Origin of the sequence: Streptomyces sp. NPDC056296, from assembly GCF_042268605.1 — a bacterium.
Lineage (GTDB): Bacteria > Actinomycetota > Actinomycetes > Streptomycetales > Streptomycetaceae > Streptomyces.
Map to the genome: position 1 here is coordinate 95,768 of NZ_JBHJRX010000010.1, position 18,980 is coordinate 114,747.

The 18,980-nt window shown below is 68.5% G+C and carries 15 protein-coding genes and 1 pseudogene; 13 read left to right on the plus strand and 3 right to left on the minus strand.

Annotation, left to right across the window (positions count from 1 at the left end; translation table 11 throughout):
- Positions 1-166 precede the first annotated feature (166 nt).
- From ACFCZF_RS09660 to ACFCZF_RS09670, 3 genes are all read left to right on the plus strand, one after another.
- Entirely contained in the window at positions 167-1,234 is a 1,068-nt protein-coding gene (locus ACFCZF_RS09660) for a Glu/Leu/Phe/Val dehydrogenase dimerization domain-containing protein (protein WP_376671194.1), read from the plus strand.
- On the plus strand, positions 1,231-4,743 hold the full coding sequence (locus ACFCZF_RS09665) for an indolepyruvate ferredoxin oxidoreductase family protein (RefSeq protein ID WP_376671195.1): 3,513 nt from the start codon (positions 1,231-1,233) through the stop codon (positions 4,741-4,743). The genes ACFCZF_RS09660 and ACFCZF_RS09665 overlap by 4 nt, the downstream gene beginning before the upstream one ends.
- A gap of 118 nt (positions 4,744-4,861) precedes the next feature.
- Positions 4,862-6,415, plus strand: coding sequence for a class I adenylate-forming enzyme family protein (locus ACFCZF_RS09670; protein WP_376671196.1), 1,554 nt, complete (start codon positions 4,862-4,864; stop codon positions 6,413-6,415).
- Positions 6,416-6,550: 135 nt separating this feature from the next.
- Here the strand turns inward: ACFCZF_RS09670 and ACFCZF_RS09675 are convergent.
- Both ACFCZF_RS09675 and ACFCZF_RS09680 read right to left on the minus strand, forming a co-directional pair.
- Positions 6,551-6,697, minus strand: a pseudogene (locus tag ACFCZF_RS09675) (IS5/IS1182 family transposase); the annotation flags it as partial.
- Positions 6,698-7,046: 349 nt separating this feature from the next.
- Positions 7,047-7,997, minus strand: coding sequence for an alpha/beta hydrolase (locus tag ACFCZF_RS09680; protein WP_375907361.1), 951 nt, complete (start codon positions 7,995-7,997; stop codon positions 7,047-7,049).
- Between the two features lie 122 nt (positions 7,998-8,119).
- On the opposite strand from ACFCZF_RS09680, the gene ACFCZF_RS09685 reads away from it, so the two are divergent.
- From ACFCZF_RS09685 to ACFCZF_RS09710, 6 genes are all read left to right on the plus strand, one after another.
- Positions 8,120-8,653: a TetR/AcrR family transcriptional regulator gene (locus ACFCZF_RS09685; protein ID WP_375907359.1), complete on the plus strand. Its 534-nt coding sequence runs from the start codon at positions 8,120-8,122 to the stop codon at positions 8,651-8,653.
- A 403-nt stretch (positions 8,654-9,056) separates the two neighbouring features.
- A complete protein-coding gene (locus ACFCZF_RS09690; RefSeq protein WP_376671197.1) occupies positions 9,057-9,779 on the plus strand; it encodes a TetR/AcrR family transcriptional regulator in 723 nt (240 codons plus the stop codon).
- Positions 9,780-10,004: 225 nt separating this feature from the next.
- Positions 10,005-10,199, plus strand: coding sequence for a ferredoxin (locus tag ACFCZF_RS09695; protein ID WP_375907353.1), 195 nt, complete (start codon positions 10,005-10,007; stop codon positions 10,197-10,199).
- Positions 10,196-11,398 carry an NAD(P)/FAD-dependent oxidoreductase gene (locus tag ACFCZF_RS09700; RefSeq protein WP_375907350.1) on the plus strand — a complete coding sequence of 401 codons (1,203 nt, stop codon included), beginning with the start codon at positions 10,196-10,198 and terminating at the stop codon, positions 11,396-11,398. The genes ACFCZF_RS09695 and ACFCZF_RS09700 overlap by 4 nt, the downstream gene beginning before the upstream one ends.
- Positions 11,395-12,669 carry an NAD(P)-binding domain-containing protein gene (locus ACFCZF_RS09705; protein WP_376671198.1) on the plus strand — a complete coding sequence of 425 codons (1,275 nt, stop codon included), beginning with the start codon at positions 11,395-11,397 and terminating at the stop codon, positions 12,667-12,669. The genes ACFCZF_RS09700 and ACFCZF_RS09705 overlap by 4 nt, the downstream gene beginning before the upstream one ends.
- On the plus strand, positions 12,666-13,880 hold the full coding sequence (locus ACFCZF_RS09710; protein WP_376671199.1) for a cytochrome P450: 1,215 nt from the start codon (positions 12,666-12,668) through the stop codon (positions 13,878-13,880). The genes ACFCZF_RS09705 and ACFCZF_RS09710 overlap by 4 nt, the downstream gene beginning before the upstream one ends.
- An 817-nt stretch (positions 13,881-14,697) precedes the next feature.
- Here ACFCZF_RS09710 and ACFCZF_RS09715 read toward each other — a convergent pair.
- Positions 14,698-15,348, minus strand: coding sequence for a TetR/AcrR family transcriptional regulator (locus ACFCZF_RS09715; protein ID WP_375907341.1), 651 nt, complete (start codon positions 15,346-15,348; stop codon positions 14,698-14,700).
- A 162-nt stretch (positions 15,349-15,510) separates the two neighbouring features.
- Between ACFCZF_RS09715 and ACFCZF_RS09720 the strand changes: the two genes are divergently transcribed.
- From ACFCZF_RS09720 to ACFCZF_RS09735, 4 genes are all read left to right on the plus strand, one after another.
- Complete coding sequence (locus ACFCZF_RS09720) at positions 15,511-15,705, plus strand: ferredoxin (RefSeq protein ID WP_375907338.1); 195 nt, start codon at positions 15,511-15,513, stop codon at positions 15,703-15,705.
- Between the two features lie 278 nt (positions 15,706-15,983).
- Entirely contained in the window at positions 15,984-17,195 is a 1,212-nt protein-coding gene (locus ACFCZF_RS09725; RefSeq protein WP_376671200.1) for a cytochrome P450, read from the plus strand.
- Positions 17,196-17,275: 80 nt separating this feature from the next.
- Complete coding sequence (locus ACFCZF_RS09730) at positions 17,276-17,683, plus strand: carboxymuconolactone decarboxylase family protein (protein WP_376671201.1); 408 nt, start codon at positions 17,276-17,278, stop codon at positions 17,681-17,683.
- Positions 17,680-18,483, plus strand: a complete 804-nt coding sequence (locus ACFCZF_RS09735) for an SDR family NAD(P)-dependent oxidoreductase (protein ID WP_376671202.1) — start codon at positions 17,680-17,682, stop codon at positions 18,481-18,483. The genes ACFCZF_RS09730 and ACFCZF_RS09735 overlap by 4 nt, the downstream gene beginning before the upstream one ends.
- Positions 18,484-18,980: the final 497 nt, after the last annotated feature.

Here is an 18,980-nt window from a genome sequence, read left to right on the forward strand (position 1 = left end):
GAGGCCAAGCCGGGAGGGCCAGACCGTCCGGCTCGGCCCGGAGACACTCCAGAACCCTCTTGACGTATCCATCAGTGAACCGCATCCTCTCATAAGTGGGAAAAATTTCTCACTAAAGGGGGCGGGCCCAACAAGCCGGTTGGATGCCGGGAGCAAGGAGAAGCACATGACGTCACTGCTCAGCGACGGTTCCTGGGACCACGAGGAGGTGCACGTCCGTACAACGCGTACCGGTCTTCCCGTCGTGTTCGCCATCCACAGTCGGGGAGGAAGCGGCGTCGCCCTCGGTGGCTGCCGGCTTCTCACCTCGAGCAACGCCGACGACGCGTTGAAGGATGCCATCCGGCTGTCTCGCGGTATGACGTTCAAGGCTGCCGCGGCAGGTCTCCAGCACGGCGGCGGCAAGTGTGTCATCGCTGCCCCGACCCCCTCGCTCACCGGCGCTGTGCGCCGGGACACGCTGCTGGAGGTTGGAGACATGGTCGAGGAGTTCGACGGCCGTTTCGCGACGGGCGCCGACGCGGGGACCGACACCGACGACGCACGGGTACTGCGCGAGCGCAGCCGCCACATCGTCGGCATTCCCGACCTCGAAAAGGGCTGGGGCGACCCCAGCGCGCTGACCGCCACCGGCGTGATCGTCGCCATTCGCGCCGCATGCGAGCGGGTCTTCGACAGCGACGGCCTCGCTGGACGTCGGATAGCAGTCCTCGGCCTGGGAAAGGTCGGTGCCGACGTCGCGCGGACCGCTGCCGAGGAGGGCGCTCAGCTGTATGTGAGCGACGTCGACCTCCAGAAGAAGGCCATCGCCGACGAGATCGGAGCGACCTGGCTGGGCCCGGAGGACCTGCTGGGTGCCGAGACCGATGTCCTGTCGCCGTGCGCGCTCGGCGGTGTCGTAAACCGGTACAACGTCGCCGGCCTCCGGTGTCGCGTCATCGCCGGTTCGGCCAACAACCAGCTCGCCGATCCCACGATTGCCGCGCTGCTGCGACGCCGCGGCATTCTGTACGTGCCGGATTTCATCGCCAACGCCGGCGGCATGATCAGCGTCGCGGGAGAGCTGGACGGATACGACGAAGCCGAAGCCATGACGAGAACGCTGGCCATCCGCGAGACCTTGCAGGATGTATTCGGCGCCTCCCACGCTTTGGCCGTCACCACCGTGGAGGCCGCCGAACGGCTGGCCAGGACGCGAGTCGGTGCCCGGCTCGGGATTGGGAGCGAGCAGTGACCACGACGCGGGAAGCCCGGCCCATCAATGAACAGCGCTACGACGAGGACCACGGGACCGTACTGCTCACCGGGGTCCAGGCGGCGATCCGCGGAATCATCGATCAGGTCCGGACCGACGGCCGTGAAGGCAGGCGCACCGGCGGATTCGTCTCCGGCTACCCGGGCTCGCCGCTGGCCGGCTTCGACCGTGAGATGGACCGCAACGTCAAGCGCCTGACAGCCCTCGACATCGAGCACCGCCCAGCCGTCAACGAAGAGCTCGCACTCACCTCCGTCTTCGGCTCACAGATGGTGCACACCATGCCCGGATCGCGCGTCGACGGCGTCGTCGGCGTCTGGTACGGCAAATCGCCCGGGCTCGACCGGGCCGCCGACGCACTGCGCCACGCCAACTACATCGGGGTCGGTCCCGCCAGCTCCGCAGTGGCCGTCGTCGGTGACGATCCGGCGAACAAGTCCAGTGCGCTGCCGAGTGCGAGTCATGGCCAGGCGTCCGACGCCTACGTGCCCGTACTCAGTCCGGGCAGCCCGCAAGAGGCACTCGACCTCATACGGCATGCCAGCTACCTCTCCCGAGCCAGTGGCCTATGGACAGCGCTGCGGATGGTCACCACGGTCGCCGATGCGGCGGGATCGGTGAGTCTCGATCCGTCACGGGTGCGTGCCGCCGAGTCGGACTACTGGGTCAGGCACACCCCGGACGCCCGGCTCATGGCGCCGTACAGCAGCGCCATGGAGGAGGACATCCTCCGCCGCCGGCTCCCCGCGGCCGAGCGCTACCTGCTCTCCACGGATGTCAACTCCCTCACGGTGCCCACCCGCGACGCCTGGCTCGGGATCGTCGCGTCCGGCCGCAACCACACCGACGTCATGAGCGCCTTCGCCGAAATGGGGTTGGACGACGCGGCGGTGTCGGCGCTGGGCATCAGGGTCTGGCGCCTCGGAGCCGTGTGGCCCATTCCCACGGAGCAGATACGCGAGTTCGCCGCGGGCCTGGAACGCGTCCTCGTGGTCGAGGACAAGCGTGCCTTCATCGAATCAAGGGTCAAGGAGGCGCTGTACGGAACCGCCGGTGCCCCGGTGGTGCTGGGCAAGACGGACGACTCGGGCAAGCCGCTGCTCTCAGCTGCGCTGTCCCTCGAAGTCCCCGACATCGCCCTGGCGGTCGCCTCCCAGGCGAAGACGAAGGTCGTACTGCCAACGAGTGCGACCGACAGGATCGACGCCTACCAGAGCGCACGGCGCCGCGAGATGCTGACCCTGGTTCCCACGCGCACCGCCTACTTCTGCTCGGGCTGTCCGCACAACCGGTCCACACAGGTACCCGAGGGAACCCTCGTGTCGGCCGGCGTGGGGTGCCATCTGTTCACCGTCGGTATGGACGAGCGGTTCGGGGAAGTCACCGGAATCACTCAAATGGGCGGCGAGGGTGCCCAGTTCATCGGCATGGAGCCGTTCGCCGACCTGCCTCACCCGGTACAGAACGTCGGCGACGGGACGTTCTTCCACTCCGGCTATCTTGCCTTGCGCGCCGCGATCAGTGCGGGCTCCAACATCACGTTCAAACTGCTGTACAACAGCGCGGTGGGTATGACCGGCGGCCAGCCGGTCGCCGGTGCTACTCCCATCGACGCGCTGGTCGACCAGCTCCTGGCCGAAGGCGCGTCGAAGGTGGCCATCACGACGGAGGATCCGAAGCGTTACCGGCGAGCCCGGCTGCCCAGGCAGGTGCGCGTGCACCACCGTGACAAGCTCGACGAGGTGCAGCGCGAGCTGTTCGACACCCCGGGAGTCAGCGTCCTCATCCACGATCAGGAGTGTGCGGCGGAGCGCCGGCGCCGACGCAAGAAGGAGCCTCACGCGGGCATCACCACACGTGTCGTCATTGACGAGCGGGTGTGTGAGGGCTGCGGGGACTGTGCGAGCAAGAGCAACTGTCTCTCGCTCCAGACCATCGACACACCGTTCGGTCAGAAGACCCGTGTCCACCAGGCTTCCTGCAATGCCGACTACAGCTGTCTCCTCGGTGACTGTCCGTCGTTCGTGACCGTGAGCCTTGACACCTCGGTCACGCCGAAGAAGCGGCAGCCGCCCGCCGCGCCCGCGGTTCCCTCTCCACAACAGCTCCCCATGGGCGGCCCCTACACCGTGCGCATGCCAGGAGTAGGTGGGACCGGTGTGGTCACCGCGAGTCAGGTGCTCGCGGCTGCGGCCATCGCGTCGGGCTATCACGTCGCCTCCCTCGACCAGACGGGCGCCGCCCAGAAGGGCGGACAAGTGGTGAGCGATGTGACCATCTCCGCCGACCCCGATGGGACCGGCAAGGCCTCACCCGGCGGTGTCGACCTCTACCTGGCTCTCGACCCCTTGGTGGCCATGACGGCCGCACATCTCGTCGGCGCCTCCCGGGAACGCACCCGGGCCGTGGTCAACCTCGGCCGCACCGACACCGGCCAGATGCTGGCGGGTCGTGCCGCCCACCCGGCCGACGACGAAGTGCGCCGCCAGATCGACGCCGTCACCCGCCCCGAGGGGAGCGTCTACGCCGACTTCATCGCGCTGAGCCAGCGGCTCTTCGGCGACCACATGCCGGCGAACATCATGGCTCTCGGCGCCGCGTCGCAGGCGGGCCTGCTCCCCCTCTCCGCGGACGCCCTGTGCGACGCCATCCGGCTCAACGGCGCTTCGGTCGACCTCAACCTGGCTGCGTTCGGCTGGGGCCGAGCAGTCGTCGCGGCGCCGGAGAAGCTGCCCTCCGTCACCGATGAAAAGCCGCCTGTCGCCGTGTGGGCGACCGAGGCCATCGCGGCACTCGATCTTCCCGCAGGGGTGGCGGACGATCTCGCCATGCGTATGACCGATCTCAGTGACTACCAGTCCCGGGCTTACGCTGCCCGCTACCAGACCGCGATCACGGCTCTGTGGCAGGCCGAGCGCTCGCACGACCCGTCGGCCGCTCTGACCCGCACGGCCGGCAAGTACCTGCACAAACTCATGACCTACAAGGACGAATACGAGGTCGCCCGCCTACACCTGATGGCAGCCGGGAAGGACCGGCCGGGCGCGGGGCTGCCCGAAGGGCGCTGGAAGCGCCCCACGTACCATCTGGCTCCCCCCATCCTCAAGGACACGAAGCTGCTGCGGAACAAGCTCAAGCTCAAATACACCGCACCTGCCGTCTTCGGGGCGCTCAGAGCACTCCGGGGCCTGCGGGGCACCGCGTTCGACCCCTTCGGCAGGTTTGCCGTGCGGCGGGTCGAGCGTCGCATCGGAGCCGACTACGAACGTCTCGTGACGGCGGTCGCAGAGCGTCTGCGAGGACCGTCCACCCCGGAGGAACTGGCAGCTCTGGAAGAACTGCTCGCGAGCCCGGACGTGGTGCGTGGCTACGAAGACGTCAAGCTGCGGAACGTGGCGGAGTACGAAGACCGGTTGCGTCGCCTCTCCACCGCCCTGGAGCCACCGCTGCTCACCCCGGACGACCCCTCGGAGCTCACCAAGGCGTAGGAGCGGGTGTCTACGTAGGAGGCAAAGCCCACCCGGCCATTCCACCTTCACCGAGGCCGGGTCGGTTCGGCTGACCGACCACGTGTCATGAACGGCGCGCAAGCAAAGGAGACGGCGAATGCTGGTGCGTGACTACTTGATGCGGAACAGGGAGATATGGCCTGAACGCATCGCCTACATCTCGGAGACGGCTCGGCTTGGCTGGGGCGAGGTGGCCGACCGGAGTTCCCGCCTCGCGGCTGCACTGCAGGGCCTGGGCATCGGCAAGGGTGACGTGGTCGCGTCCATGTCGTATGACTCCCACGAGGTCGTTGAGCTCTGGTACGCCTGCTCGCTGATCGGCGCCATCCGGGCGGGGATCAACCCTCGATACGCACCAGCGGAGGTGGAGCACCTGCTCACCGACAGCAATGCACGGGTGCTGCTGGTGGAAGGTGGCGACTGTGAGCAGACCTTCGACCGGGTCAAGGCCGGTCCGGACGACCTGACCGTGATCGGTTTTGGCCGGCACCAACGCACCTACGACTACGAACAGGTCTTGGCTTCGGCCATCGGCGATCCGGTCCTTCCCGAACTCGGCGTCGACGACATCCTGGCCCTGTCCTACACGACGGGGACCACCGGGTTGCCCAAGGGTGCGTTGTGGCGACAGGGCGGGGTGATCGAGTCGTTGGTCAAGAGCTGGATGCAGACCGGAGTTCAGCCCGACGACGTGTACCTGCATTGCCTTCCTGCAGCCGGTGTGCCCGTGTGCTGGCTGACGCACAATGTGGTCAACGGTTCCCGGGTCGTCATCCAGCGCAAGTTCTCCGCCGCGGGCGCGTTGGAGCTCATCGAGGCAGAGAGGGTCACTTCGGTGGGGTGGGTGCCCACGATGATGCTCGACATCCTGAGCGAGTTGGCCGCCAGGCCACGCGACATTTCCAGTCTGCGGCTGGTGGTTTATGGCACGGCGCCGGCTACTCCCGCCCTCGTGCGCCAGGCCAGCCAGGCGCTGGGTTGCCAGATGCAGCAGTGGTACGGCTCCACCGAAGGAACACTCGGCTGTTACGCGATCCTGAGCTGGGAAGATCATCGCGAGGCCCTGAACGGGAAGCCGGAGATCCTGTCCTCCAGCGGGCGCCCCACCCTGCACTGCGAGGTGCGGATCCTCGACGACGACCTGCAACCGGTGGAACCAGGGCAGGCCGGCAATATCTGTGTCCGCAGCGCCACGCTGATGGCCGGATACCACAACCGTCCCGAGGAGACCGCCGCCGTTCTACGTGATGGCTGGCTGATGACCGGTGACCTCGGCATTCTCGACAGCGACGGCTACCTGCGCATCGTGGACCGCAAGAACTTCATGATCATCACGGGCTCGTACAACGTGTACCCAATCGTCGTCGAGAACGTACTGGCGGATCACAGATCCGTGCACGAACTCTGCGTCTTCGGTATCCCGGATGAACGGTGGGGAGAGGCCGTCTGTGCGGTCGTAGTCCCCGCTGCCGACGTCACCGATCACGATGCGCTGCGCGCTGAACTGGTCACCCTCGCCCGGGATCGCCTCGCCAAGTTCGAAGTTCCCAAACGTATCGACTTCGTCGACGAATTGCCGCGCGGGACAACCGGGAAGCTGCTGAAGCGGCTCGTCCGTGACGAATACTGGGAAAAGAAGGACCTCGTCTAGCCCCAATGCCACTGACTTAACGAGGTTCGCAAGTCGCTGAACTGCGACGATGCTCCGAGCGGCTCGCCCGGAAAGCCCACAAAGTCAGTAGCATTGCGTCTAGGCCCACCCCGCATGACCTACTCACACCGCAACGTAGTGCTCGGGGCGTTCGCTGTGGTGGTGGTACGGGGTGCGGAAGGTGGCACCGGCGCCCTCGTGGGCGCGGTCCGCGAGGACGAGGATGTGCACGGTCAGGCAGGCCTGGACGATTACGTGGGCGCGTACCGGGGTCAGGTCGTGGTGCGGCCGTCAACAAGGCTCCCTGATCTGCGCCGCCGCGGACAGGTGAAGGTGCACTGTTCCGGGTGCGGTGACGGGGTGGGCGCAACCTAGGGACGCCGGTTTGCCGACCGCCGCATGATCACGACTGGCGAAGTGCGCGGACTCGCGGTGGGCGGTAAGGGCCCCGCGCAGCCCGACCAAGGTCGGCGGACGCAAGATCCACGATCCACCTGTCGGCGGCTCTGGAGCACACCAGCCGTCTCGTCCTCGCTCAGAAGGACGTCCGAGGACGCCTCTGGCCGGGCCGACAACAGCCGCTACAAGCGTCGCCAGCCCTTGCCGGCCGAGATCACCGAGAGAGTCGAGCTCAGGGCATCTGCCCGGCAGCTGTCCTGCCGAACCGTGCGTTCACGAAGCGACGAATCTCGGCGTCGAGCTCGAGATCTTCCGGCGCCCCCCAGAACCCGGTGTGGGGCATTGCCTCGAAGACGTGCAGTTCCGCTTGCACACCCGCGGCCCGGAGCTTCCGGTGCATGCGAATGGTGTTCGACAGGAAGAGGTCGCGCCCACCAGCTTGGAGAAGGGTCGGAGGCCACCCGGCGACGTCGCCGAAGAGGGGCGAGATGTAGGGGTCGGTCAGGTCGCGCCCGTTGGCGTAGAGCAGGTTGTTGGGCATGAGGCTGCCGAGCATGTTGCTGGCTTCCGCGAGCGTGCCGAAGCTGTCGCCCGACTCCGTGAGGTCGATCTCCGGCGAGAGAAGCATGAGCGACTCGGGTAGCGGAATGCCTTCGTCCTTGAGGCGGAGCATCAGTGCGGCAGCGATGTTGCCGCCCGCCGATGTCCCGCAGACCATGATCCGCTCGGGTGCTCGCACTTCCAGCATGGCTCGGTACACGGCGAGTACGTCGTCCAGCGCTGCCGGGAACGGGTGGGCCGGCGGCATCCGATAGTCAGGTACCCAGTGCACCAGCCCGGTTCGCATGGCGTTCGGAAGGGACATCAGACGCCCGATGTCGCCTGCGCACTGTGTGAGCGCGCCGCCGTGGACATCGAGCAGCAGAGGCGAGTCCCCGCGCTCGTCCGCGTCCGGTGGCGTCAGTACGTGGGTGTCGACGCCCGCCGGGCGTCGAAGCTCGCTCTCGACCGGCAGGCTCTCCAGGGGCGCGTACATCTTCGCGATGGCCGCGTCGTGGACCTGAACATGCCGTGACCACGCCTCGGTGTCCTCGACGGGTGGGGTCACGGACGGCGGCCTGGGTGTGGCCAGGACGGCACGCGCCTGCTCACTGAGGAACTCAGGAATCGGGATGTCGCTCATCACATCTCCATCGATGTTTTTCGTTACGAGCCGTTCCGTATAAAACCTACCCCCGCTGGTACGCTCGGGCAATGCCGCAGCGAGGGCGAGGGCGTCCCAGAAGCGCTTCACTCGATCAGGCCGTGCTGGAGTCGGTGCGGCACTTGCTTCAAACCGCCGGGTATGAGCGCACCAGCGTTGATGGGATCGCCGAGCTGTCGGGCGTGAGCAAGCCGGCCATTTACCGTCGGTGGCCCTCGAAGGCTGCGATCGTCGCGGACGCCATGCTCGGCAGTTCCGATCTCGACGAGGTCCTACTGGTGCCGAACACCGAAGACCTGTCGGCGGACCTTCGGTCGTGGATGTACTCCCTGGGTGCCTACATGCGACGCGAGACCGCGATGATTCGAGGTCTCGTGGCGGCGTCGATGGCCGACGGTGCGACCGGGACACTTCTGGCCGAGCGGTTCCAGGGTCCTGCGCGGCAGGCTGTGATCGGACGCCTCAACAACGCGGTACAGCAGGGCACAGCGCGCCCAGATGTCGACCTGATGGCCGCTTCGTCCGCGTTGATGGATCCACTACTCGTCGCCGCCCTCGAAGGACGGCCACTGATGGACTCGGAACTGGACGGTCTGCTCGGCTTCGTCATGGCGGGCCTGCTGGTCGGTTCTTGATCCTTTCGTGGGCGGTGGCTGACGGTTGAGCCGGCCAGGCGCCCGGTGCGGCCCGATCTCGATGCAACCGGCAGACTCGGCATTGGATTCGGGGCGGTCCACCGGGGTCGATGGCGAAGCAGCTGAGCAGTTCGATGGTGTCACCCTCGGCGGCGTTGCGAATGTGGACGACACTCGTACTCGCGTCGTGACCGGCTGACATCGACTGGGGTACGCAAACAGTGAGGCGGACGGCGCCTTGCTCCGCACCGGAGTCCGAATGGAACAGCTTCCCTTACGGCCGACCGTACAGCGTTCTTGATGTTCTGCCGGTCGGTGATCGGCACTCTGCTGGGTACGGAAGCCGTATCGCGGCCGGCTCCCGGGCACTGCTTAACCTGTAGCCGGAAGGGCGGTGCACACGATGGAGACATGGCCGGCCGCCGGCGGTCAGCAGGAAGGGCCGGGCTCGCAGCGGCGCCGGGAGATCGTGACCGCGGTCCAGCGACTGCTCGGCGAATGGGGCAGTTCCGACCGGCTGACCATGCGCGCGGTCGCCAAGGAGGTGGGTATCTCGGCCCCGAGCATCTACCTCCATTTCAACGACAAGACCGAGCTGGTGTGGGCGGCGCTGGAGGAACGCTACGGCGAGCTGGCCGCCCAGATGGCCGCCGCCGCCCAGGCCGGTGACGACGTGGATCCGCGAGGCCGGGTCCGGGCGCAGGCGCACGCGTACTGCCGGTTCGCCATGAGCAGTCCTGGCCAGTACCGGCTCATGTTCGAGATGCACCAGCCGGCGGCGGACCCGAGCAGGATCAGCGGTCACCCCGCCCGCCTCATCTCCGCGGGCCTGCGCGCCGGCCTGCACAGCTGCGCGGAGAGCGGGCTCGGCCTGTCCCTGCCGGTGGAGCAGGCCGCGCAGACTCTGTGGGCCGGACTGCACGGCATGGTCTCGCTGCACCACAGTCTCTACCGGGACGAGTCCTCGGAAGAGCTGGTCCTGCAGCTCGCCGACGGACTGGTCGACTCGCTCGTCGCCGGCGCTCCCGGTGTCCCCTTCCTCACCGGAAGCACAGCCGAGACCGATGCGTCGCGCAGGATCCGGGAAATCAGGAGCCGCAGGGAGCCCGACGGCCTGCAGCCGTAGCCGGAACAGTCACCCCGCGGCGGGGGAAGCGTGCCGAGCAGCGGACGGGCGCTTCGCTCCCGCATGTCGTTCACGCCCCCAATACCCCCTCCCAGGAAGCCGGTTGCCGCCCGGTATGCCCAGGAGTACAGTCGCCGCTGAACTAAGTTAGGTGCTCAGGGCAACGATATGGCACCTGGCCCGCGTCGCCCCTTTTCTGAGGGCAGGACGGAAGTGGATCCCCCCATGGACATCTCCATCGACTTCGACAAATGCTGCGGTGCCGGCCAGTGCGTGCTGGCGGCGCCGGAGGTCTTCGACCAGCGGGACGAGGACGGCGTCGTGGTCCTGCTCGACGACAGGCCGCCGGCCGAGCAGGCCGAGAACGTGATCCAGGCTGCGGCGGTGTGCCCGGCCGGCGTGATTCGGGTGCGGGTATGAGTGCCGCTCCATCGCGGATCACCGTGGTCGGCGCTTCCGCGGCCGGACTGAGCGTCGTGGAAGGACTGCGGCGCGAGGGCTACACCGGATCGCTCACGCTGATCGGCGAGGAGAAGCACCTTCCCTACGACCGGCCGCCGCTGTCGAAGCAGCTGCTGTCCGGCGAGTGGGGCACCGAGCGACTCCACCTGCGCGGCGTGGACGACATCGCGGCGCTCGGCCTGGACCTACGACTGGGCACGTCGGCCGTCGCACTGGACATCCGGAACAGGGAGGTCGTCCTGGCCGACGGAAGCCTCGTCGGTTACGACGCCCTGGTGGTATCCACCGGTACCCGGGCCCGGCGGCTGCCGGGCACCGAATCGGTGCGCGGGGTGCACGTACTGCGAACCCTGGAGGACGCGATCGCGCTGCGCGAGGACCTCGCCGCCAGCCCGCGTCTGGTCGTGGTCGGCGGCGGCTTCGTCGGCGCCGAGGCCGCCGCCGTGGCAAGCGGCCTGGGCTGCCAGGTCACCCTCGTCACCGACACCGCTCAGCCCATGGGCGACGCTCTCGGCGACGAGCTGGGCGCCCTGCTGCGCACCGTCCATCACGAGCACGGCGTGCGGATCGAGACCGGGGTTCTCGTCGACCGAATCCTCACCGACGGTGGGCGGGCGAGCGGGGTGGGCCTTCCTGACGGCCGCACCCTGGCCGCGGACGCCGTCCTGGTCGGTATCGGCGCGCAGCCCAACACCGAGTGGCTCACCGGCAGCGGCGTTCCGCTGGGCAACGGGGTGGAATGCAACGCCACGCTGTACGCCGGCTCCGGAGTGTGGGCGGCGGGCGATGTCGCCTGCTGGATGCATGCCCGCACCGGTGAGCTCTGGCGTATCGAGCACCGTACGAACGCAGCCGAGCAGGGCCTGGCCGTTGCCCGCAACATCCTGGCCGGGCCGGAGCGTGCCACGCCTTTCGACTCGGTGCCCTACGTGTGGTCCGACCAGTACGACCTGAAAATCCAGATCTACGGCCGGACTCGGGGCGCCGACGAGATACGCGTCGTCGAGGGCAGCACGGCCGAACGCAGGCTGGTCGCCCTGTACGGCAAAGACGGCCGGACCTGTGCGGCGGTCGGCATCAACATGGTCCGGGCCCTGCGCGGCTACCGGGCACAGGTCGCCGCGGCGGCCCCCCTTCTCACCGGGAGTGCGGCATGAGCGACACCCTCCGGGCCGGTGTGATCGGCCTGGGAATGATCGGCGGCGGTGTGGCCGTCAGCCTGGCCCGCAGTGGACGGGTTCCCATGGTCTACGACGTCCGCCCTGGCGCTGCCGCGGACCTGACCGGTGTGCCCGACCCGCTCGGGTCGCCCGCTGAGGTGGCCGGGGTCTGCGACGTCGTGATGGTCGCGGTGGTCAACGCCGACCAGGCACGCGACGTCATCGGCGGCGAGGACGGCCTGCTGCGGGCAGCCCGGCCGGGCCTGACCGTCGTGCTGCTCGCCACCGTCGCCCTGCCGGTCGTGAACGAGCTGGCCGCGCTGTGCGCCGAGCACGGCGTGGGCTTCCTCGACTGCGGAGTGACCCCGGGCGACAAGGCCGCCGAGAACGGCATGATAGCCATCCTCGGCGGAGAGCAGCAGACCGTGGACATGGCTCTGCCCGTCCTTGAAGACTGGGCGAAGAAGGTGGTGCACTGCGGCCCGTCCGGCGCCGGTATGGCCACCAAGATCGCACGCAATGTCGTCACTTACGGCAGTTGGCGCACGGTCGCCGAGGCCGCCGCAATGGCGCGCACGGCCGGCGTGGACAGCGCCCGGCTCGCCGAGGTCATCGACGCAGCCGACCCTGATGGCCGTACCCTGCTGCAACTGCTGCGCATGCAGGACGCCGACGGCGTGCTGCCCGAGGCCGTCGGCGGGCGGATCGAGCCGCTGATGACCAAGGACCTCGATGCCGCTCGGGACCTCGCCGCCGCCCTCGGCGTCCAGGCCCCCCTCGTCGAGGCGGTACGTACTCAGGCTCGCCGCACCCTCCAGCTGGACGCCGAACCGGCCCCGGCCCCGGCTCCGGCTCCGGCTCCGGCTCCGGCGAAGGACGATGTGCACGCCTACGGCCTGCACATGATGGACCGGGCTTACGGCCCCGGCTTCAGCGCTGTGGTCCAGGACAGCAGTGACCCCTACAGTGCCGATACCGTCGACTACCTCTTCGCCCGGGTCTGGGGCCGCGAGGGCCTGTCCGTCCGCGACCGCCGGCTGCTCACCCTCGGCGTCGCCGCCACCGTCGGCCAGCCCGACATCGTCCAGATCATCGCGAACGGCGCACTGGTCAACAACGACCTGAGTGCCGATCAGCTCCGTGAGGCCGTCCTGCACCTGGCCGTCTACACCGGCTGGTGCAAGGCCGCCGCCATCCACACCGGCGTCACCGCCGCGATCGACGCGCACACCGCCGCCCAGCCCCCCACCGCGCAGGAGCAGAAATGACCGAGCCCCTCATGAACCAGCCCGTCGCCCGCGAGGCGGACGCCCCTCTCGATCCTCCGGCCGAGTACAGCCGGCTCCGCGAGGACCAGCCCATCGTCAAGGTCCGCTTCCCCAACGGCTCCGCCGGCTGGCTCGTCACCCGCTTCGAGGAAGGCAGTCAGGTCTTCACCGACCCGCGGCTCAGCGCCAGGCGCCCACGCCACGACACCCCCGAGGGTGAGATCTCCGAGGCCGGCGAGGATGCCCCCTTCGACGCCGGCTTCGTGATGATGGACGAGCCCGAGCACGGTGCCCATCGCCGCCTGCTCACCGCCCGCTTCACCCCCAAGGCCGTACAGAACAAGCTCCAGCCCTACCTCGACCGCATCGTCGATGAGCACTTGGATGCCATCGCCGTGGGTCCCGAGACCTTCGACTTCGTCCAGGCCATGGCCCTGCCCATCCCGTGTCTGGTGATCTGCGAACTGCTCGGCGTCCCCTACGAGGACCGCGATGGCTTCCACGAGGCCACCGTCGACCTGATGGACATGGCCAAGAGCCGCGAGGAACGCGACAAGGGCGCCCACTGGCTCATCGACCACATCACCAAGCTCGTCGCGGACAAGCGCCGCACCGACGCCACCGACGGAATCCTCGCCGAACTCATCAACACGGCCGACGGCGAGGACTCAGCCCTGACCGAGAAGCAGCTCATCGGTCTCGGCGTGCTACTGCTCTTCGCCGGACACGACACCACAGCAGCGATGATGGGCCTGTCCGCCCTCACCCTGCTCACCCATCACGAGCAGCGCGACCAACTGCTGGCCCACCCCGAGAAGATCGGCACCACGGTCGAGGAGCTGATGCGCTACCTCACCATCGTCCAGTTCGGCCTGGGCCGTGTCGCCAAGGAAGACCTCGATATCGCCGGGGCCCAGATCAAGCAGGGCGACCTGGTCGTCGTCGCGATGAACGCCGCCAACCGCGACCCCCGCGCCTTCACCGACCCCGACACCCTCGACATCGACCGCAAGATGGCCCGCCACATGGGCTTCGGCTACGGCGTCCACGCCTGCCTCGGCCAGAACGTCGCTCGCGCCGAACTCAAAACCGTCCTGCCCAAGCTCTTCCAGCGCTTCCCCAACCTCCGGCTCGCCACGCCGTTGGAGGAAGTCCCCATGGACTTCACCGGCACCAACTACGGCGTCCGCAAGCTCATGGTCACCCGCTGACCGCCTCGCACGGTACGCCGACCAGGAGCGGTCAGCGCCGCTCCCGGCGCTTTGAGGCGGCTATGGCGTGGGGCGCGCACGTCTTGGTTGTCTTCGGTCCGTTGCCCACTAGGGCCCATCGACTTCGCCGCCGAGCAGTCCGAACAGCTCACCGCCCCCGCCAAGGCGCCCGGACGCCGCAGGCGTGCGACCTGATGCTCCCGCGCACGCTCCCTGATCCGGCCCCGCCCGCCCGGCAGGACATCTCCCCGACCTGCATCAGCCGCCTGGCCACCCTCCACGGCCTGACACCAACGGCGTGTGGCCGCAGGGCACCGCGCCGAAACCGCCCGGTGCCGCTCGCCGCGTCGTAGTCCCCGTATGGCTCGCCGCGCTGCGCGACCCACCGTCCGCGCGGCGGAACTCCGCGACCCGGCGCCCGACCGGTCGAAGTCCCGGCACCAGCCGCAAACCGGCTGCCACCCCTGCGATGCCCGGCACCCCGGCGGCCGGACGGACCGTGTCCTGCCGCACCATACCTACGTCTGCCTTCGCCACGGCACCTGGACAGGCCGCGAAGGCACACCGAGCCATCGAACATGCCACGGCCCCGGCCTGAAGGCGTTCGGGTCCTCCGTATCACGGCCGGCTCATCGAGGCAGCGCAGAGCCGGGCCGGGGGTTGAGCTGCCGCACGCGCAGCTTGCCGACTCTGCGACTCCGGCGATCGCGTCCGTAAGCTCACCGTCGCGGCTGTGCAGACGTCCGGTGGGAGATCGTCGGCTGCGACAGGTCGAAGCCGGGGGTGAACGCCCGCAGCGCATCGACGCGGACGGGGCTCAACGCGCGCCATCCACCGTGGCGAGGGACCGGGTGAGTTCCTCGACGAAGTCGTGGATGCCGCCGAGGCTCCACATCTGCCCGGCGCCGCCGTCCAGGAGGAGGCGTCCGTGGACGGCTGACCACACCGCCACGGCACCCGCTTCCGGGGTCTGGATCGTGCGCATGCCCGTTTCCGCCAGTCGTGCCACGGCGCCGCGCCAACGCTCCGCCAGGCGCGCCGTCTCGTTGCGGTGCCGGTCGCGGTCGGCGAACATCACGTGAAAGCTGGCCGGGTTTCTCTCGGCGAACCGGCAGTACGCGTGGGCGAGTTCGGCCAGTCGCCGGGCGGGGGGCAAGCCGTCAGAGGTCCGATCCGCCCGGTCCATCTCATCCAGCAGCTGGCCGAAGAGCACCCGTACCGCTGTGCACGAGAGCTCTTCCTTGTCCGCGAAGTGCCGGTAGATGGCCGGTGCCGTGACTCCGGCTTCGCGGGCCACCTCCCGCAGGGACAGCGGCACGATGCTCATGCGGGTTTCGTCGGCGATGAGCCGCAGCGTCGCCTGCAGGATCTCCTCGCGAAGCTTGTCTCCCTCGCCTCGGGCGTTGCGGGGTCTGCGCCCGGCGGCTGAGCCCTCGGGTGACGTGGGGGTTCGGGCGTCGTCTGGCATGACTCAAGCCTTGCACAGCGCCTCGTCCAACGTGCTGGGCGGCGCCCGCCGACCGGGTCTGGGCCCTTGACCAGTCGAATAAACGAGTGTAAATATACATACGTTTATTCATTGTGGCGAGCCCTGCCGAGGTGCTCACCCCCTGCCCACGATGGGAATTGCATGCGCATCGCGATCGACGAGGACAAATGCTGCGGCGCCGGCCAGTGCACGCTGGTCGCCCCGGAGGTCTTCGATCAGCGGGACGAGGATGGCGTCGTGGTCCTGCTGGATACCGAGCCGCCGTCCGAGCAGCACGATGCTGCTCGCGAGGCCGCGGCCGTCTGTCCGGCCGCCGCCATCCGCATCCACGGGTGACCGTGCCCAGTGCCATCACCGTGTCCGTGGCTCCCCGGGAGGTACGGCTGCGGTCGAGAGACTGCGCCACGGTGCGACGGGGCGGTAGCGGAAGTTCACCTCCCGGTACGTCCTCCACGACGTGTCCCCGCCGCGCCGGGCGCCGGCATGAACCGCCCGCTGCGCCGTCGCGGTCCCCTGGCGCCCCACGCGACCCCGCACATCCGGGGAGCCGCACCCCTGCGGACCAGGCTCACTAGAGCCTCCCCCTCACCGTCCGACAGCTTCCAGGAGGTTCCATGTCCCCCGACAGCACTACCGAAGCGCCCCCCGTCCCCCTGACACGCGGCTGCCCCTTTTCCCCGCCGGAGACCGCCACCGCCTTCCGGGAGGCCGGGGTACCCCGCCGGGTGACGATCTGGGACGGCAGCCGTCCGTGGCTGATCACCCGGCACGACCAGGTGCAACAAGTCCTGGGCCCCAGCGGCCGGTTCGGTGCCGACGTCACCGACCCCGGTTTCCCCAACACCTCCAGCGCCCAGCCCGCCGTCGAAGGCAACGTCTTCTTCCGCAAGGACGGCGACGAGCACCTCCCGATCCGCCGCATCCTCAACCCCGACTTCACGGCCAAGCGTTCCGAGGCGCTGCGCCCGCGCGTCGCCGAGCTGACCGAGAGGCTTCTGGACGAGCTGCCCGCCAAGGGCAAGCCGCTCGACCTCGTCGAGGAATACGCCCTCGCGCTGCCCACCGTCGTCATCTGCGAAATTCTCGGCGTCCCCTACGAGGAACGCCACGCCGTGCACGAATCGTCAAAGATCATGGTGCAGTTGAGCCACCCGAAGGAGGAGAAGGTCGCCGCGCACCAGGCGCTGCACGGGAACCTCAGCCGCCACATGGCCAAGAAGCGTACCGAGCCCGACGACGGACTGCTCTCTCGGCTGGTCAACACCTGGGTCGACGACAAGGGGGTCCTCTCCTTCGAGGAAGCCGTCGGCCTCGGCACCCTTGTCATCGGCGCGGGGCACGAGACGACCGCCAACATGATCGGCCTCGGCATCCTCGCTCTCCTGCGTGAACCGGAGCAGCGCGACATCCTGCTCTCGGATCCGGGGAAGTACGCCGGCACCGCAACGGAGGAGATGATGCGCTACTGGAGCATGGTGCAGACCGAGCCGCGACGTGTCTGCCTGGAGGACACCGAGATCGGCGGTGTCCTGATCAAGGCCGGCGAAGGCGTCATCTGCAATCTGCCCGCCGCCAACCGGGACCCGGAGGTCTTCGTCGCCCCCGAGAATCTTGACCTCACCCGCGTCGAGCGCCGACACATGGGCTTCGGCTTCGGCGTCCACCAGTGCCTGGGCCAGAACCTGTCCAGGGTCGAGATGCAGGAGGCCTGGCCACGCCTCTTCCAGCGTTACCCCACTCTGCGACTCGCGGTGGCGGAGGACGAGTTGCACTTCCGCGACGATTCCCTCACCTACGGGCTCGAAGAGCTGCCGGTGACGTGGTGACTGCCCGGGAGGTCACGGGATCGCCGGGCGCAAGCGGCGCGGAGACGTCGGCGGAACTCTCCGCGCGCGGACGGTTCGTCATGGCTGAAGTCATGCAGTGCCCGGTGCCGGAGTTCGTGAGCGAGCCGGGTTCACTCGGTGACCTTGCCGGCCGGCACATCTTCGCCGGCCTGTGGGACCGCCCCGGACTGTCGCGGCGCGAGCGAAGGCTGGTCACCCTGGCCGTGCTCGCCGTACTCGGCCAGGACCGCCTGCACGCACCGCTGCACATCAAGGCCGCGCTGGACAGCGGCGACCTGACCGAAGCCGAACTGCGGGAAACGGCCGTGCAGATCGCCTACTACGCGGGCTGGCCGCTCGCCACGTCCTTCGACGCCGCCGTGGACACCGCAACCGGCCGCAGGTCCGGCTATGACCAGGTGTCCGCCCTGGCATCCGGCACGGCACGGAGTGCGACGCCTGGCACGGACAAGGAGGAGCAGCGGTGACCGCACGCTTGCGGGGAAGGACCGCCGTGGTGGTCGGGGGTGGGCAGACTCCGGGCACGACGATGGGCAACGGCCGGGCCGCGGCGCTCACTTACGCACGCGAAGGAGCCCGCGTCCTCGTCGTCGACCGGGACGAGAAGTCGGCGGAGGAGACCGCCGTACTGGTGCGGGAGAGCGGCGGCACAGCCGTGGCCCACCGCGCCGACATCACCGACGAGGAGGATTGCGCCGGCCTGGCGGAGACGGCCCTGACCGTCTTCGGGCAGATCGACGTGCTCCACAACAACGTCGGGATCGTGCCGGGCGGACGTACCGCAGACCTCTCTTCGGCAGACTGGCGCCGGGGCTTCGAGGTCAACCTCACCGGAATGTGGCTGACGTGCAAATACGTGCTGCCGCACATGCGAGAACGAGAGCGCGGGGCCGTCGTCAACATCTCCTCGATGGCGGGGCTGCTCGCGGGCGGCGACGCCATCGCCTACACCACCTCCAAATCGGCGGTGCACGCGATGACCCGCAGTCTGGCGCTGGAGTACGCACCGCACGGCGTCCGTGTCAACGCCGTCGCTCCCGGGATGATGGACACCCCTATGGGCGTGGACTCAGTCGCCCGGTCGACCGGCACCCCTCGGGACGATGTCGCCGCCCGGCGAGCAGCCCTCGTACCTATGGGCCACCAAGGCACCGCACAGAACGTCGCCGACGCGGCCCTCTTTTTCGCATCGGACGAATCCGCCTTCATCACGGGGATCGTCCTGCCCGTCGACGGTGGCTTCACCCTCAAGGCCAGCACATACTGACGTACCGACCGGCCAGGCAGAAGCGCACCGAACACACCACGATGCGCCCTCCGCCTGACCGGCCCGGGACGCGTAGGATGCGGCTCCGCCACCCGGCCTTCGGCCAGTCTTCTCCCGCGCTACCGACGCGCGCCGATCGCGGCCACGCCCCGATGCCTCGCCCGGACCGCCACGCCTGCACGCCAACACCCCCGACTTCGAGGAGTCCATGAACCTCGCCGATCAGTGATACTCCCCGGATGACCAACGCTGGGAACGAGCCCACTGAGCACCGTTGGGATAAGCCCAGGTACCCTCCGCACAGGTCGGTTGGGGGCGTCGTTCTTGCCCAGGGCTGGCGAGGATCTGGGTGCCGTCTGCAACGTCGACGTGAAGTTTGTCGGGGGGGGGTGGGGGGGGTGGGGGGGGCCGACAACCCCCCGAGCCACAAGCAAAAAGGCAATTCCCCCCCCCCGAACCAGGAGGGACCCACACAACACAAAAACGCCAACAAACGA

What these genes read in the sequence shown, in the direction of transcription:
- ACFCZF_RS09705 (WP_376671198.1), top strand. Translation starts at nt 11,395, where the DNA reads ATGAGCGACACCCTCCGGGCCGGTGTGATCGGCCTGGGAATGATCGGC.
- ACFCZF_RS09690 (WP_376671197.1), top strand. Translation starts at nt 9,057, where the DNA reads ATGGAGACATGGCCGGCCGCCGGCGGTCAGCAGGAAGGGCCGGGCTCG.
- ACFCZF_RS09660 (WP_376671194.1), top strand. Translation starts at nt 167, where the DNA reads ATGACGTCACTGCTCAGCGACGGTTCCTGGGACCACGAGGAGGTGCAC.
- ACFCZF_RS09710 (WP_376671199.1), top strand. Translation starts at nt 12,666, where the DNA reads ATGACCGAGCCCCTCATGAACCAGCCCGTCGCCCGCGAGGCGGACGCC.
- ACFCZF_RS09725 (WP_376671200.1), top strand. Translation starts at nt 15,984, where the DNA reads ATGTCCCCCGACAGCACTACCGAAGCGCCCCCCGTCCCCCTGACACGC.
- ACFCZF_RS09720 (WP_375907338.1), top strand. Translation starts at nt 15,511, where the DNA reads ATGCGCATCGCGATCGACGAGGACAAATGCTGCGGCGCCGGCCAGTGC.
- ACFCZF_RS09695 (WP_375907353.1), top strand. Translation starts at nt 10,005, where the DNA reads ATGGACATCTCCATCGACTTCGACAAATGCTGCGGTGCCGGCCAGTGC.
- ACFCZF_RS09700 (WP_375907350.1), top strand. Translation starts at nt 10,196, where the DNA reads ATGAGTGCCGCTCCATCGCGGATCACCGTGGTCGGCGCTTCCGCGGCC.
- ACFCZF_RS09680 (WP_375907361.1), bottom strand. Translation starts at nt 7,997, where the DNA reads ATGAGCGACATCCCGATTCCTGAGTTCCTCAGTGAGCAGGCGCGTGCC.
- ACFCZF_RS09730 (WP_376671201.1), top strand. Translation starts at nt 17,276, where the DNA reads ATGGCTGAAGTCATGCAGTGCCCGGTGCCGGAGTTCGTGAGCGAGCCG.
- ACFCZF_RS09670 (WP_376671196.1), top strand. Translation starts at nt 4,862, where the DNA reads ATGCTGGTGCGTGACTACTTGATGCGGAACAGGGAGATATGGCCTGAA.
- ACFCZF_RS09715 (WP_375907341.1), bottom strand. Translation starts at nt 15,348, where the DNA reads ATGCCAGACGACGCCCGAACCCCCACGTCACCCGAGGGCTCAGCCGCC.